The sequence below is a fragment of the Mesorhizobium calcicola genome (genome assembly GCF_042682105.1).
GTDB classification, from domain to species: domain Bacteria; phylum Pseudomonadota; class Alphaproteobacteria; order Rhizobiales; family Rhizobiaceae; genus Mesorhizobium; species Mesorhizobium calcicola.
The window spans coordinates 1-12,883 of the sequence record NZ_JBHUGY010000011.1; the positions used below are offsets into that span (position 1 = coordinate 1).

10 protein-coding genes and 1 pseudogene are annotated in these 12,883 nt (G+C 63.9%); 7 read left to right on the forward strand and 4 right to left on the reverse strand.

The window, feature by feature from the left end; translation table 11 throughout:
- The 3 genes and pseudogenes from ACFSQT_RS05660 to ACFSQT_RS05670 all read right to left on the reverse strand — a co-directional run.
- Positions 1-308, reverse strand: a pseudogene (locus ACFSQT_RS05660) (UbiA family prenyltransferase); the annotation flags it as partial.
- 224 nt (positions 309-532) lie between these two features.
- A complete protein-coding gene (locus ACFSQT_RS05665) occupies positions 533-796 on the reverse strand; it encodes a hypothetical protein (protein ID WP_379017396.1) in 264 nt (87 codons plus the stop codon).
- Positions 797-971: 175 nt separating this feature from the next.
- Positions 972-3,461 (reverse strand): mechanosensitive ion channel family protein, encoded by a 2,490-nt coding sequence (locus tag ACFSQT_RS05670; protein WP_379017397.1) that lies wholly within the window; start codon positions 3,459-3,461, stop codon positions 972-974.
- Positions 3,462-3,674: 213 nt separating this feature from the next.
- Between ACFSQT_RS05670 and ACFSQT_RS05675 the strand changes: the two genes are divergently transcribed.
- The 5 genes from ACFSQT_RS05675 (at position 3,675) to ACFSQT_RS05695 (ending at position 10,586) form a co-directional block, all read left to right on the forward strand.
- Positions 3,675-4,934, forward strand: a complete 1,260-nt coding sequence (locus ACFSQT_RS05675; RefSeq protein WP_379017398.1) for a sarcosine oxidase subunit beta — start codon at positions 3,675-3,677, stop codon at positions 4,932-4,934.
- A 10-nt stretch (positions 4,935-4,944) separates the two neighbouring features.
- The gene (locus tag ACFSQT_RS05680) at positions 4,945-5,241 is read left to right on the forward strand and encodes a sarcosine oxidase subunit delta (RefSeq protein ID WP_379017399.1); all 297 of its coding nucleotides are present in this window, start codon (positions 4,945-4,947) and stop codon (positions 5,239-5,241) included.
- Positions 5,238-8,246, forward strand: a complete 3,009-nt coding sequence (locus ACFSQT_RS05685) for a sarcosine oxidase subunit alpha (protein ID WP_379017400.1) — start codon at positions 5,238-5,240, stop codon at positions 8,244-8,246. Before ACFSQT_RS05680 ends, ACFSQT_RS05685 begins: the two co-directional genes overlap by 4 nt.
- Positions 8,239-8,841 (forward strand): sarcosine oxidase subunit gamma, encoded by a 603-nt coding sequence (locus ACFSQT_RS05690; protein ID WP_379017401.1) that lies wholly within the window; start codon positions 8,239-8,241, stop codon positions 8,839-8,841. The genes ACFSQT_RS05685 and ACFSQT_RS05690 overlap by 8 nt, the downstream gene beginning before the upstream one ends.
- 302 nt (positions 8,842-9,143) lie before the next feature.
- On the forward strand, positions 9,144-10,586 hold the full coding sequence (locus tag ACFSQT_RS05695; RefSeq protein ID WP_379017402.1) for an MFS transporter: 1,443 nt from the start codon (positions 9,144-9,146) through the stop codon (positions 10,584-10,586).
- Between the two features lie 42 nt (positions 10,587-10,628).
- On the opposite strand, the gene ACFSQT_RS05700 is transcribed toward ACFSQT_RS05695, so the two are convergent.
- The gene (locus tag ACFSQT_RS05700; RefSeq protein WP_379017403.1) at positions 10,629-11,333 is read right to left on the reverse strand and encodes a nitroreductase; all 705 of its coding nucleotides are present in this window, start codon (positions 11,331-11,333) and stop codon (positions 10,629-10,631) included.
- A 202-nt stretch (positions 11,334-11,535) separates the two neighbouring features.
- Between ACFSQT_RS05700 and ACFSQT_RS05705 the strand changes: the two genes are divergently transcribed.
- Positions 11,536-12,099, forward strand: coding sequence for a helix-turn-helix domain-containing protein (locus tag ACFSQT_RS05705; RefSeq protein ID WP_379017404.1), 564 nt, complete (start codon positions 11,536-11,538; stop codon positions 12,097-12,099).
- A gap of 102 nt (positions 12,100-12,201) precedes the next feature.
- A partial coding sequence (locus ACFSQT_RS05710) for an NAD(P)/FAD-dependent oxidoreductase (RefSeq protein ID WP_379017405.1) occupies positions 12,202-12,883 on the forward strand: 682 nt, incomplete at its 3' end.

Consider the following 12,883-nt stretch of genomic DNA (forward strand, 5'->3'; position numbering starts at 1 on the left):
GCGTCGGCGAATTTGCGCGGCGTGCCGGTCGCCAGCACGATCTTGCGGCCTTCGGCGTGCTCGGTCCGGAGACGGCAGAGCAGCGCTTCGCGATAGGGCAGTGATGCCGGATCGATGTCGATGCGCTGGGCGATCGCCTGCTTCAACCGGGCCGGTCCGCCGGCAGCCCAGAAAGGCACGAGAAATATATAGAGCGGGTTCTTCTTGAGAAGGATGAATAGCCCTTCCCACAACAGGTCGGTCGCGATCAGCGTGCCGTCGAGATCGACCGCAAGCGGTATTGCGTTCCTGTCCGACCGCGCATCCATGTCCGTTCTGCCCTGCCAGCGTATGATCCGGAAAACGGACCTCGTTGCGCGCCGCGTTTCGCCGTCTTGAAGCTGGTATAGCGGGGGATGGCGTAGCGAACGTTAAAACGTCCGGTTGCAGGCGGCTGCCATGGCGGTATTTCCGGCGTCATTGTTAAACAACTACTACCGGAAACGATAAAAGGCCGAGCGAATGCCCGGCCTTTCCTGTCATGCGGTCGGAATTACTTGATACGGGCGACGCCGCCCGAGATCTCGACGGTTTCCGAGCCGGTCAGGGCTTCGAGATCGCCATTCGGCAAGGTGACGAAGCAGCCGTTCGGGCAGAATTCGACGGTTTCGCCAGCGGCCAGCGCCAGTTCGGACTTGCTGCCGCCCTCGGTCACGACCAGCGTGCGGGTCTCGGCGTCCTTGTTGACCGCGCTGGCGGAATGGGCCGAGCCGATGGCGGCGGCCAGGGCGACGGCAGCGACGAGAGACTTCCACATGTTGCAATATCGGTGTTCCCACCGCCTCTGTTGCATTCGCAAGGCGTTCTTGCCTTTGCATGGAAGCTTATATGAGACGGAAGCTGAACCGCAACTGAATGCCGCATTCATGCCGCAATTGGCTTTGGGCGATTGCGAGCGCGCCCGTTCGAACGCCAGTTGGACTGTCGGCCCCCTAGTCGGGGTCCGGCTTGCGCACCTTGCGTCCCGACTTGGCAAGCCGCTTCGCCTCGGCCGCGGCTTCCACCTTGGCCTGCTCCTGCTCGGCGAAATCGGCCTCGATCTTGTCGTCGTCGGTTGGCCAGGCCTTGGGCTTGTGAACCTCGACGACGGCACGCGGCGTCGAGGGAATCTCGATGTGCTCGCCGCCGAATTTCTCAAGCACGGCAAAACGGATGTCGTTCTGCGCGATATTACCGTTCATCACATCGGCCAGGAAGACGCGGATCTCGAATTCGAGTGCCGCCGCGCCGAAATTGGAAAACAGCACGAAAGGTTCCGGGTTCTTCAACACCAGCGGGTGGCTGCGTGCGATGTCCAGCAGGATGGCGTGAACCTGTTTGACGTCGCTGCCATAGGCGACGCCGACCTTGATGTCGACGCGGCCGAGCTTGTTGCGGTGCGTCCAGTTGCCGACGGCGTTGTTGATCAGGTTCGAATTGGGCAGGATCACCGACTGCCGCTGAAACGTCTCGATCTCGGTGGCGCGCACGCTGATCTTCTTGACGGTGCCGCTGACATCGCCGGCGACGATCCAGTCGCCGACCTTGAATGGCCGCTCGGCCAAAAGGATCAGGCCGGAGACGAAATTGGACACCACATTCTGCAGACCAAAGCCGATACCGAGGGAAAGGGCGCCGGCGACGAGCGCAAGACTGGACAGGTCGATGCCCGCCGCCGAGATGCCGACGAGTGCCGCCAGCGCAACACCGGCGTAGCCGACCGCCAGCCGGATCGAGTTGCGCACCCCGGTATCGACCTTGCCGCGCGCCATCACCGAACCGTCGAGCCAGCCCTGGAACCAGCGCGTCAGGAAATAGCCGATGATGAAGACGACGATACCGGAAAGAATGCCGGTGACCGAAATCGTCACTGAACCGATATTGATCCCGGTTGCCAGCTTGTAGGCCCAGGCCTGGATGTCGCCGGGCTGGAAGCCCCACATCAACAGGATCAGCGGCAGGAACACCAGCACGATCATCAGATTGATGGCGACGCTGACGACAAGGCCGAGCTGGTCGAGTGCTGTATCCTCGTAGCTCGAATTGGCGGACAGCCAGCGGCCGACGGACGTGTTGGCGAAAGCACCCTCCTCGCCGATCGCCCGTGCCGACAGGAAGCCGATATAGGCGGTGATCAGGGCGGTGCCGGTGACGACGACCTGCAGCGAGACAAACAGGGCAAGGCCGATATAGCCGAGCAGCGCCGCAACGATGGTGAACAGCCCAAGTGCAAGCGATGTATAGCGCAGCCATGCCGGCCACGGCCGCCAGCTTCCGTCACGCGCCTTGAACGGCCTCAGCATCGCCATCAGGATCAGGATGACGCCGACGACTATGGTGGCGACGAAACTGCGGGCAATGGTCAGCGACAGCGGCGAGCCCATCTTGTCGTTGACGATCGACAGGAAATAGTTGACGCCGATGACCACGGCCATGGCGGTCGTCAGCCGCACCAGCCAGCGCGCCGGGCCGGTTTCGACGGGAATGAGCCGCCAGTTCGGCAGCCGCGGCTCGAGCGCCGCATTGGCCAGCCGGTTGACGCAGAACACCACTCCGATGACGGCCGCCAGCGCATTCAGGAAGACGCCGATGTCGCCGCGCAACACATTGTAATAGTTGAAAAAGAACACCGTGGAAGCGAGAAATACTCCGACCGCCAGCGTCGGCAGCAAGGTCGACCAGAAGGCCACCGACAGACGGCTGAGATAGGACGGGTCTTCGTTGGCGGGATCGGCTTCGAACACCCGCCCGAACAGGCGCCGGCCGCCGACCAGCAGCACCAGCGCCAGGCCGAGCGCCACGAAGGTCGCGGCCAGGACGGCCTGGAACTTGAACTTGAAAGCGAAGCTCAGCCAGGACGACACCGCCTTGTACAAATTGGCGTATTCGTCCGTGGCATCCGAGAAGACCTGCGGGCTCAAGGCATCGGACAGCACGTAGCGCTTGGTCAAAAGGTTGCGGAACAGCGCGCTGCGCATGTTGCCTATCTTTTCGATCAGCCCGCTGATGCGAATCGACAGGTTCTGCGCGCTGGCGACGACTGCGTTGATCTCGGCCTTTTCCGACGCCAGCGCCTGGCGTTCGCCGGTCACAATGTCGGGCTCCTGCGGCTGCCCCGCCGCTGGCGGCGGGCCAAGCGTTTCGACCCGATTGTTGATGTCGGTAAGGCGCGAACGGAACGCCAGCGCACTGGTAAGTGCCGCACGCGACATCTCCTCCAGTTGCAGACGGATATCAACGAGTGAGGCATCGTCCTCACCGTCCTGCTGTATTTTCTTCTCGAGATCGTCAGTCTTGGCCGTCAGGCCCTGAATGACTTTCTGCTGATCGGTGATCAATCCGGCGGCGCCCTGGCCGAGCGCTTGCGCCATCACGTCGAACGAAGGCGGCGCCGAGACAACGAGCGCAAGGATCAAAATGAGGCGAAGCAATCGGAAAAGCATGATTTGGCGGCGACTCATGGGCGGCAAAGGCAATTTGAAAGCCTGTCCTTGATAAAGACGGCCATATCATGGGGCAAGCCGTCGTATCCGATCGCCGACCCTATCCAATCGCTTGACCAGGCGTCGGCCAGTCGAAAGGCGATGGCGCAATATTGGCTTTGCAGGTGCGCCCTGCTCTATAGTCTGCGGCATCGCCCGAACCGGATGACAATGATGGCAGAGTACTCGGCCTTTTCGCTGCTCGCGAATGCGCTCAAGGGAAACAAGGACTGGAAACCGGCCTGGCGCAAGCCGGATCCGAAGGCGTCCTATGATGTCATCATCATCGGTGGCGGCGGCCACGGGCTGGCGACGGCTTATTATCTCGCCAAGGAACATGGCATCACCAATGTCGCGGTGCTGGAAAAGGGCTGGCTCGGATCCGGCAATGTCGGCCGCAACACCACGGCCGTGCGCTCGAATTATCTGCTGCCCGCCAACACCCGCTTCTACGAGCATTCGATGAAGCTGTGGGAGAACCTGTCGCATGACCTCAACTACAACGTCATGTTCTCGCAGCGCGGCTGCCTGAACCTGGCGCACACGCCGGCCCAGTTCGATGATTATGCAAGGCGCGGCAACGCCATGCGCCATCTCGGCGTCGATGCCGAGCTGATGACGCCGGCGCAGATCAAACGCCTGATCCCGGCGCTCGATATCTCCGATAGCGCACGCTTCCCGGTGGTTGGCGGCCTGATGCAACGGCGCGCCGGCACCGCCCGCCACGATGCGGTGGCCTGGGGCTACGCGCGAGGCGCCGACCGTCGCGGCGTCGACATCATCGAGAATTGCGAGGTCACCGGCTTCCTGCGCGATGGCGACCGCGTCACCGGCGTCACGACGTCGCGCGGCCACATCCGCGCCAGGAAAGTGGCCGTCGCGGTCGCCGGCAGCACCGGGCGCGTCATGCAGTTGGCCGGCGTCGAGACGATGCCGATCGAAAGCCATGTGCTGCAGGCCTTTGTCACCGAATCGCTGAAACCATTCATCGACACCGTCGTGACCTTCGGCATGGGCCATTTCTACATGTCGCAGTCGGACAAGGGCGGCCTCGTCTACGGCGGCGACATCGATGGCTACAACAGCTACGCCCAGCGCGGCAATCTGCCTATCGTCGACGAGGTGATGAGCGAGATGCTGGCGCTGTTTCCGGGCCTTGCCCGCGTGCGCATGCTGCGCTCTTGGGGCGGCGTCTGCGACATGTCGATGGACGGGTCGCCGATCATCACCACTGGCCCCCTGCCCGGCATGTATCTCAACTGCGGCTGGTGCTATGGCGGCTTCAAGGCGACGCCGGCTTCCGGCTGGTGCTTTGCCTGGACCATCGCCAAGGATCAGCCGCACGATTTCAACGCCCCATTCACGCTCGACCGCTTCCACCGCGGCCTGGTGATCGACGACAAGGGCCAGGGTGCAAACCCGCGGCTGCATTAGGTAAAGTCCCATGTTGATCACCTGTCCCTATTGCGGCCCGCGCGACGTCATCGAGTTCACCTATCAAGGTGACGGCAACCGGGAGCGTCCCGACCCCGCCTCGCAGAATTTCGAGGCGTGGAACGCCTATGTCTACGACCGGCTGAACCCGGCCGGCGACCACAACGAAATCTGGCAGCATTCCGGCGGTTGCCGGGCCCATCTGCGGGTCGTGCGCAACACGCTGACGCATGAGATTTCCAAGGTCACCTTCGTGCGCGGCGATCACAGCTCGGCCGCGCGCCGCAAGGCGGAGGACAAGTCATGAGCCCGCGCCGCACCGACACAGGCGGCCGCATCGACCGGCTGAAAACCATCCGCTTCACTTTCGACGGAGCGGCCTACACCGGCCATGCCGGCGACACGCTGGCGTCGGCGCTGCTGGCCAAGGGCGTCACCCTTTTCGGCCGTTCGTTCAAATACCATCGCCCGCGCGGCCTGCTGACTGCCGGCGTCGAGGAACCCAACGCCCTGGTGACGGTGCTGAAGGGCGAGGTCCGCGAGCCGAACATTCCGGCGACCATGGTCGAGATCCATGACGGGCTTGTGGCCATCAGCCAGAACCGCTTTCCGTCGCTTGCCTGGGACATCAACGCCGTCAACCAGCTCGGCGGCAAGATCCTGTCGGCCGGCTTCTACTACAAGACCTTCATGGGACCGGTGTTCGGTCCGCTCAAAGGCACGCGCTTCTGGATGTTCTGCGAGCATTTCATCCGCCGCGCCGCCGGCCTCGGCAGCGCCGGATCGGTAAAGGACCCGGCCCGCTACGAACGCATGAACGCCTTTTGCGACGTGCTGGTGGTTGGCTCCGGACCGGCCGGGCTGATGGCCGCCAAGGCCGCCGCCGACCAGGCCGCCCGCGTCATGCTGGCCGACCTCGAGCCGCGTTTCGGCGGCTCGGCCAACTGGTCGGGCGAAACGATCGATGGAGCGCCGGCCGCCGACTGGGCCCGCCGCACCGTCCTCCAGCTCGAGGGCCGCGACAATGTCCGGCTTTTGCCGCGCACCACGGTCTGGGGCTACTACGACAACAACACGCTTGCAGCACTGGAACGGGTCAGCGACCACAAAGAGCAGCCCGGCAAGGGCGAGCCGCGCCATCGCTATTGGGCGATCCGCGCCAGATCCGTGGTGCTGGCCACCGGCGCCTTCGAACGGCCGCTGGTGTTCCCGGGCAACGACAGGCCGGGCGTGATGCTGGCGCATGCCGCCGAGCGCTACGCCAACGAGTTCGGCGTGCTGCCGGGCGAACGGATCGCGCTGTTCACCAACAATGACAGCGCCTATCGGGCGGCCGTCGCCTTGAAGAAGGCGGGTGCCGCGGTCGTCGCCATCGCCGACGTCCGGCCAGAGCTTTCCGCCGAGATGCGCAAGCTGGCCGCCGAAGCCGAGGCCGAGATCTTTGCCGGCCATGCCGTCGTCGCCACCGAGGGCGGCAAGGCGCTGTCCGGCCTCAAGCTGCAGCGCTTCGACATGACCAATGGCACGCTCACCGGCGACGCCCGCAGCATCCATGCCGATTGCCTGCTGATGTCGGGTGGCTGGTCGCCGACCATCCATCTCGCCAGCCAGGCCGGCGCCAAGGCCGAATGGAATGCCGCACGGCAAGCTTTCCTGCCGCCAAAGCCAACGCAGCAATGGGCAACACAGCACTGGATTGGCGCCGGCGCCTTCACCGGCAGTTTTTCCACCACCGAGGCCATCGCCGAAGGCCGCGCCGCCGGCCTTGCCGCGGCCGGTGGAACGAGCACGCCGGCGGCGTTGCCCACTGTCGATGCCGTAGCTGGCGACCCCGATCCGGCGCCGGTGTTCGAGATCAGGGCCAATGGCAAGAGCTTTGTCGATTTCCAGCACGACGTGACCGCGGAGGATGTGCGGCTAGCGCATCGCGAAGGCTTTGTCTCGGTCGAGCACCTGAAGCGCTACACCACGCTCGGCATGGCGACCGACCAGGGCAAGAGCTCCAACGTTCCCGGTCTCGCCATCATGGCCGAGGCGCTGGGCAAGCCGATCCCCGAGGTCGGCACGACACGCTTCCGGCCGCCCTTTGCGCCGGTGTCGATCGGCTCGCTGGCGGCCGAGCGCTTCGGCGACCTGAAACCCGAGCGGCTGACGCCGATGCATGACTGGCATGTCGCCAATGGCGCGACGATGTATTCGGCCGGCCTCTGGTATCGCCCGATGATCTACGGCCATGCCGGAGAGACGGTCGAGCAGGCCTATGTGCGGGAAGCCAAGGCGACACGCGACAGCGCCGGCATCGTCGATGTCTCGACACTGGGCAAGATTGCCGTGCAAGGACCCGACGCCGCCGCATTCCTTGACCGCGTCTACACCAACATGTTTTCGACGCTCGCCGTCGGCAAGGCGCGCTACGGGCTGATGCTGCGCGAGGACGGCCTCGCCTTCGACGACGGCACTACCTGGCGGCTTGGCGAGCAGGATTTTCTGATGACCACCACCACGGCCAACGCAGGCAAGGTGATGCAGCATCTGGAATATTTCCTCGACGTCATCTGGCCGGAACTCAAGGTCCACCTCACCTCGGTCACCGACGAATGGGCGGGCGCAGCGATCGGCGGCCCAAAGGCCAGGCAGATCCTCGCCGCGTGTGTCACCGGCACATCGGTCGACAACGCCACCTTGCCCTTCATGGGCATCGTGCGCGGCGAGATAGCGGGTGTGCCGGTGATGATTTGCCGGCTCTCTTTCTCCGGTGAAATGGCCTTCGAGGTCTATTGCGGTGCCGGCTTCGGTACCTATGTCTGGGAAGCGCTGATCGAGGCCGGCAAGCCGTTCGGGCTGGTCACCTACGGGCTCGAGGCGCTGGGCACGATGCGCATCGAAAAGGGCCATGTCACCGGCGCCGAGATCGACGGCCGCACCACGGCGCGCGACCTGCATCTCGACTGGATGCTGTCGAAGAAGAAGCCGTTCATCGGCTCGGCGATGATGGACCGCGAGGGCCTGATCGCGCCCGACCGGCTGGAACTGGTCGGCCTGATCGCACTCGACAACCGACCGCTCAACGGCGGCGCGCACATCGTCGAAGAGCTTGACGAGGCCAATCCGCACGGCTCCATCGGCCACATCACGGCCTGCTGCTATTCGCCGGCGCTCGGCAAGCATATCGCGCTGGCACTGGTCAAGGGCGGCAAGGCACGGCACGGCACGCGCGCCCATGTCTCCGATCCCTTGCGCAACCGGTTCGGACCGGTCGAGATCGTCTCCAACCACTTCTTCGATCCGGACGGGAGCCGCATGCATGGTTGAGCGCCAGTCACCCGAGCCCTTGTCCCCACTCGAACCGGAATTTCACGTCGGCTCGCATGGCAATTTCGAGCATGGCGTCGAGATCATCCTGACCGAGACCAGGCCAGGTTCGATCGTGCAACTCGCCGCTTGGCCCGGCGAGGAAAAGAAGCTGATCGCCGCCATCCGAACCGTCACCGGGCTTGCGCTGCCCGATGGCGCCGGTGGCGGCCTGAGCGACGGCGTGAAGTCGGTATTCGGCTTCGCGCCGGGAAAATTCACGGTCGCCGACGAGGCCGAAGGTTTGGCCATGGCCTTTGCCAAGGTGGTAACGCCCGCCATAGGCACAGTGACCGACCTGTCGCATGGCCGCACCGCCATTCGCATCGCCGGGCCGAAGGCCGAATGGGTGTTGGCGAAATTCTTCGCCATCGACTTCGCGCTGCCGGCCTTTCCGGTCGGCGCCGGCCGCTCGACCACCCATCACGATGTCTTCGCCCAGATCCAGCGCACCAGCTCCGACCAGTTCGACATCTATGTCTTTCGCTCATTCGCGCGCTCGTTCTGGAAGGCGCTCTGCCATGCCAGCGAGGAAGTCGGCTACGAGGTGCAGTAGAGCAATTCCAGGAAAAGTGTGGAAACGGTTTTCCCGGGAAAAGCGCGTAGCGCTTTCCCAAGGGAATTGCGTCAAAACAAAGAGGTAGAGCGGCTCTGCGTTTCCGTGAAACGATAAAATGCTCTATATGGCGCGGCCGGACAGCCGCGTCGCCCCTGCTTCTGGCATCAAGGCCAGCCGGTTCTGCCGCTAGAGAATCGCGGCGCCGGCAGCCATGATGGGAACGTGGCCGCCAGAGCGGCCCTCGGGGTACAAAAATCCCGCCTCAGGCTCGGCACATTCGTTTTGGTTCGAACATCCCCATGACCGCAGAACTATCCGCCGGCGCCACCGATCGCGCCGATGTGTCGGCCAGAGCCATGCTCCTGCTGCCGCTGACGGTCGCCTGCGGTGTCTTCATGACCAGCCTCGACCAGAATGTCGTGGTGACGGCCCTGCCCGGTATCGGCGAAAGTCTCGGCCGCCCGCCCAGCCAGCTCGGCCTCCTGATCACCGTCTATGTCGCCAGCCTGATCATCTCGATGCCGCTTGGCGGCTGGGCCGCCGACCGCTTCGGCCTGCGCAACGTCTACTGCTTTGCCTTGCTGGTGTTCGCCACCGCATCGGCCCTGTGCGGGCTGTCCGACAACATCTGGATGCTGGTCGGCGCCCGCGCGCTGCAAGGGTTCGGCGGCGCGCTGATGGGCACGCTCGGCCAGGTCGTCATCCTGCAGACCTTTCCGCGCAGCCGCACGCTGAAGATCAACATGTACATCTCGCTGGCCGGCCAGTCCGGGCCATTGGTCGGCCCGCTCGTCGGCGGCGCGCTGACCACCTACATTTCCTGGCGCTGGATCTTCTTCATCAACGTGCCGTTCGCACTGGCGGCGGCTTTCCTTGCCGCCTCGCTGTTTCCGACAGTGACCAAGCCGGTGCGCACGCCGTTCGATTTTCCGGGCTTCCTGCTGGTCGGCAGCGGCATCGTGCTGCTGGTCTTCGGCATGGATTCGCTTGCCGCCAAGGACGCGGCCGGCAGCGTCATCGCCGGAGAACTGGCGCTGGCGCTCGTCATCCTGACCGTCGCCTCGTTCTACTGCCTGCGCGTGCGCAATCCGCTGCTCGATCTCAAGCTCCTGCGCATCCGCACCTTCCGCATTTCGTTCCTGACCGGCGGGGGCCTCGACACGATCGGCCTCAGCTCCGTTGTCTTCCTGCTGCCGTTGATGTTCCAGCTCGGCTTCGGCATGAGCGCGGTGCAGGCGGGATCGCTGACCTTCGTCGCCGCGGTCGGCTCGGTCGCCATGCGGTTCTTCATGCCGCGCGTCCTCAACCGGTTCGGCTTCCGCCGCGTGCTGGTCTGCAACACGCCGATCGTCGCCGCCATGGTCGCCGGCTTTGCCTTGATGCAGGCAACCACGCCGGTCTGGATCGTGCTGACCTACATCTTCATCTTCGGCGTCTTCCGCTCGGCGCAATGGGCCTCGACCGGCAACCTCGCCTATTCCGACATCGCGCCCGAGCAGCTCGCCCGCTTCAGCGCGCTCTATTACATCCTGTGGCAGCTGGCGGTCGCGATCAGCGTTGGCCTCGCCGCCGCCGCACTGTCGTTTCGGGCCGGCGGCGGCCCGGCCATCGCCGACGATTTCCGCATCCTGTTCGTGATCGAGGGGATCATCACGCTCTGCGCACTGCTTGCCTATCTCAAGCTGACGCCACAAGACGGCGCCCATGTCAGCGGCCATGGCGCACAGATGAATACCGAGTAGCAAGGCCAGACCTGGGCCATCAAGGTGGCCCTACCAAGGTGGCTATTCGCTGAACGTCACCCACTCTTCCAGCGGCACGCGGTCGGTGCGGAAGGTGTTTTCGGGTTTGGAAATGTCCTCATGGCCAAGTGCCATGCCGCAGACGACGATCTCCTCGTCGGGAATGTTGAGCACCGGCCTGATCTGCCGGTGATAGGGCGCGAAGGCCGCTTGCGGGCAGGTGTGCAGGCCCCTGCCCCGCGCCGCGACCATGATGTTCTGCAGGAACATGCCATAGTCGATCCATGAGCCCTGGTTGAGCCGGCGGTCGATGGTGAAGATCATGCCGACCGGCGCGTCGAAGAAGACGAAGTTGCGGTCGTGCTGGGCGCGCATCTTGTCGACCTCGCGGCGGCCGATGCCGAGCGCGCCGTAGAGCCCGAAACCGTTGGCGCGGCGACGGGTCAGGTAGGGCTCGAAGAATTGGGTCGGATAGTAGCGGTACTCGTCCCAATCGGCCTTTTCGGCGCGAATGCCCGAGTTGAGGATGGCGTCCGAGATCCGCTGCTTGGTCTCGCCCTTGGCGACGTAGACCTTCCACGGCTGCATGTTTGTGCCGGATGGAGCGCGCGCCGCAACCGCCAGAATGGCGCGTATGGTGTCGTCGTCGACCATGTCGGGCAGGAATGCACGCACCGAGCGACGCGACAGGATAGCCTCGTCGACGATCTCGGCGTCATCCACGATTCGAGCCTTGTTCTCCAGCATGGGCCGTCCCTTACCCTTTGTCTCGATCGGACGTCCCCACCCGCCGCTCGCGGCCGAGCCTTTGCATGAACCACCAAAATCGTGCAAGCAAATCTTGAGCCGGTGAAAATCCACTTGATTTTTTCATGAGCCTGTTTTCTCATGAAATTTGCCTGGAACTTTTCATGAAGTGAACGTTTTGCCTTCCCCTATCCCAAGAAAATTGCAGGGACCTGACGAATGTGTGCTGGCCAGCGATATTAGGGCGCTGCGCAAGGCGCGCGGGCTGACGCTCGCGGAGATCGCCTTGAAACTTGGCCGGTCGGTCGGCTGGGTCAGCCAGGTCGAACGCGGCCTCTCGACGCCATCGCTCAGCGACCTCAGAGCCTTCGCCGAACTGTTCGGCGTGCCGATCAGCCTGTTCTTCAGCCATGACGTGCCCGTCGAAAGCGAGCGCGGCGTGGTTGTGCGCGCCGGCAGGCGCCGCACGCTTGGCACAAGCGAATCCGGCCTGGTGGAGGAGCTTCTGTCACCCGATCTCGGCGGTAGCTTCGAGATGGTGCGTTCGGTCTTCGCGCCGGGCGCGGAGCTGAAGACCGAGGCGCGCAGGCCGACCGAGGAGGCCGGCTATGTCGCGTCCGGACTGTTCGACATCGAGATATCAGGCGTCTGGCATCGGCTTGGCGAAGGCGACTCCTTTCGCTTCGAAGGCAAGCCCTACCGCTGGCGCAATCCGGGTGCCGAGCCGGCGGTTGTCATCTGGGTGGTTTCGCCGCCAGTCTATTGAATGCATGTCGCCTAAAACTGTGCAGCGGTTTGGGATGACGACATGCATCAAAAACAAAAATAGAAAGCGCAACGCGCTTTAGGTTTCATTAGGGAGAAAAACATGGCCGGTTTGCCGAGCACGGCACGCGTGGTGATCATCGGAGGTGGTGCGGTCGGCACGTCCTCGCTCTATCATCTCGCCAAGGCGGGCTGGACCGACTGCGTGCTGCTTGAAAAGAACGAGCTGACTTCCGGCTCGACCTGGCATGCCGCCGGCAACGTGCCGACCTTCTCCTCGTCCTGGTCGCTGATGAACATGCAGCGCTATTCGACCGAGCTTTATCGCGGGCTGGCCGAAGCGGTCGACTATCCCATGAACTACCACGTCACCGGTTCGCTGCGCCTTGCCCATACGAAAGAGCGCATGCAGGAGTTCCAGCGTGCCAAGGGGATGGGCCGCTATCAGGGCATGGACATCGACATCGTCGGCGTCGACGAGATCAAGCGCCGCTACCCCTTCATCGAGACGCATGATCTGAAAGGCGCGCTCTACGATCCGAGCGACGGCGACATCGATCCGGCGCAGCTGACCCAGGCGCTGGCCAAGGGTGCCCGTGACATGGGCGCCCGGATCATCCGATTCTGTCCGGTGTCAGGCGTGCGCCGCGAGAACGACGAGTGGGTGGTCGAGACCGCGCAAGGCGAGATCCGCTGCGAGATTGTCGTCAACGCCGCCGGCTACCGCGCCGCTGAAGTCGGCAAGATGTTTGGCCGCGACGTGCCGATGATGGTGATGAGCCACC

Bases quoted from the DNA above. Each gene is read 5' to 3' on its own strand.
- ACFSQT_RS05665 (WP_379017396.1), bottom strand. From the start codon at position 796: ATGTGGAAGTCTCTCGTCGCTGCCGTCGCCCTGGCCGCCGCCATCGGC.
- ACFSQT_RS05670 (WP_379017397.1), bottom strand. From the start codon at position 3,461: ATGCTTTTCCGATTGCTTCGCCTCATTTTGATCCTTGCGCTCGTTGTC.
- ACFSQT_RS05675 (WP_379017398.1), top strand. From the start codon at position 3,675: ATGGCAGAGTACTCGGCCTTTTCGCTGCTCGCGAATGCGCTCAAGGGA.
- ACFSQT_RS05680 (WP_379017399.1), top strand. From the start codon at position 4,945: ATGTTGATCACCTGTCCCTATTGCGGCCCGCGCGACGTCATCGAGTTC.
- ACFSQT_RS05685 (WP_379017400.1), top strand. From the start codon at position 5,238: ATGAGCCCGCGCCGCACCGACACAGGCGGCCGCATCGACCGGCTGAAA.
- ACFSQT_RS05690 (WP_379017401.1), top strand. From the start codon at position 8,239: ATGGTTGAGCGCCAGTCACCCGAGCCCTTGTCCCCACTCGAACCGGAA.
- ACFSQT_RS05695 (WP_379017402.1), top strand. From the start codon at position 9,144: ATGACCGCAGAACTATCCGCCGGCGCCACCGATCGCGCCGATGTGTCG.
- ACFSQT_RS05700 (WP_379017403.1), bottom strand. From the start codon at position 11,333: ATGCTGGAGAACAAGGCTCGAATCGTGGATGACGCCGAGATCGTCGAC.